We start from the raw sequence: 1,835 nt of genomic DNA, 5'->3' as shown, positions 1-1,835 counted from the left end.
AATCTCTTCCTCTCTGGTAAAAGGATGGCTTGTCTCACTTTTTGCACCATCTGTATTGATTTTAACGATTGGACAAGGTAGAATCGGTTGTAAAAGTGAGACAAGAACAGAAGAGGGAGAAATATATGGAGCAGGTAAAAATAGAACAGTTTGCATTTTTATATTTATGCAGCGAGCATGATAAAAGGCTATTATTTAAGAAAGAAAAAATGCAGTTAGCTGATTTCGACAGGTTGACTTATCTGATTTATCATCTTGGTTTTAAGGAATATCACATAAAAGTTTGGATGGAATTTGCAGGAGACTTTAAAAAAGAATGGGATTGTTTGGAAGCACTTCAGGAAACAGGTGGATGTGCTGTGAGCATAGAAAATACAGAATCAGAGTCCAGATTGCATGAAATGTGGATTAGGGATTTTTGCAAAAATACACCAATGGAAATCAGAGAATGGCTTCGAGAATTAGCTTAAGAAATGTAAATAAAAATATACCCTAACTCATTTTTGTGGTATCATTATTAGTAGAGTTTGTGAAATTTGATTTTGCGGAAACCTGGAGTGATAAGAGATAAGTATAAAAGGAGCATATTGATATGAAGAATAGACGAAAGTTTTCTATTTTTATAAGTTCTACCTATGAAGATCTTAAAAAGGAAAGACAGGCATTGGTAGGTGTGGCACTAGAGAATAATTTTATTCCGGTAGGAATGGAGCAATTTCATGCTGCACCTACAAGTCAATGGAATGTTATAACAAAAATGATTGATGAGTGTGATTTTTATCTTCTTGTTATTGGTGCTAGGTATGGGTCAATTGATGAAGAAACTGGTATAAGTTACACAGAGAAAGAATACAATTATGCAAAAACTAAAGGATTACCAGTACTTGTATTGATTAAACAACCTTCGGCTATTTCTGAAAGTGAAAAGGATACCGGAAATGATAAGTATGATAAAATGAAGAAACTGGATGAGTTTAGAGAAAAAGTCAAAAATGATAAAAATACAGTTGATTTTTTCACAGATTTAAACAGTTTAAAGTATGTGGCATCACCGACATTTAGGAACGCCGTTAACTATGTTGATGATAACGCTGGATGGGTTCGATATCGAGATATAGTGGATATAATTAATGAAGAGGCAGAAGGACGAAATAAAGCAAATACTGAACTTGGAGAACATCAGCAGAAGATGCTAGATGACATGAAAGAGATGTTTTCTCAATTCTATAGTAGACTCACTGACCTAGAAAATAACCAGTTAACCTTGAAAGAAATTCCTACAGCAACAAGTGAAGATATCAAAAAATTGTTCCAGGTTGAAGATAATACGTTAATTATTGGAAATCCAGAAGAAAATAAATCAGTTGTAGGGCTAGATGATGTTGGGAACATTCCAGTGGACTCTGCCTTTTTATTAGTATATGCGGCTGATGGTGATGGGCAAATACTAAAGATACGGACACTTGGTTCACCTACTCAGATTTTTACATCAGGTAAGCAGTTTATGGCTGATAATTCAAAAAGAGAATCTGCGAGATGGGAAGAGGCTTTAGACAGACTTATAGAATGGGGCTGGGTTAAAGCTGTAGGGTATAAAGGTGAAATATTTGAATTGACCGGAACAGGTTATAGCAAAGCTGATTGGTTAAAGAACAATATGGCAATAGATACTTCAAAAGAACCGCTTGACGAGTTAAAAGAGTTTGAAGATTAATAAGAATTAAACTAATACAGTTATGCGTATTTATTTGCAAATATACATGGCTGTATTTTTTATTACGGGCAGGGCTCTTCGGGGTTCTGCCCTTTTTCTTTTTCCAGACCAAAAGACCACC

General features: G+C 34.8%; 3 protein-coding genes. All 3 read left to right on the top strand.

From position 1 onward, the window contains the following. Positions 1-181, top strand: a 181-nt coding sequence (locus tag LIQ05_RS19175; RefSeq protein WP_226822910.1) for a hypothetical protein, incomplete at its 5' end; no start/stop codon positions are given. Then, positions 126-470, top strand: coding sequence for a hypothetical protein (locus LIQ05_RS19170; RefSeq protein ID WP_015533346.1), 345 nt, complete (start codon positions 126-128; stop codon positions 468-470). The genes LIQ05_RS19175 and LIQ05_RS19170, both read left to right, overlap by 56 nt. A 122-nt stretch (positions 471-592) precedes the next feature. Beyond that, positions 593-1,714 (top strand): DUF4062 domain-containing protein, encoded by a 1,122-nt coding sequence (locus LIQ05_RS19165; RefSeq protein WP_055149049.1) that lies wholly within the window; start codon positions 593-595, stop codon positions 1,712-1,714. The last annotated feature ends 121 nt before the right edge of the window (positions 1,715-1,835 follow it).

Origin of the sequence: Blautia glucerasea, from assembly GCF_020537505.1 — a bacterium.
GTDB lineage: Bacteria > Bacillota > Clostridia > Lachnospirales > Lachnospiraceae > Blautia_A.
The sequence above is the reverse complement of the archived record's forward strand: the minus strand, read 5'-3'. Positions and strand labels throughout refer to the sequence as shown.

Excerpts from the sequence above, each read along its gene's own strand:
- LIQ05_RS19165 (WP_055149049.1), top strand. The coding sequence starts at position 593 with ATGAAGAATAGACGAAAGTTTTCTATTTTTATAAGTTCTACCTATGAA.
- LIQ05_RS19170 (WP_015533346.1), top strand. The coding sequence starts at position 126 with ATGGAGCAGGTAAAAATAGAACAGTTTGCATTTTTATATTTATGCAGC.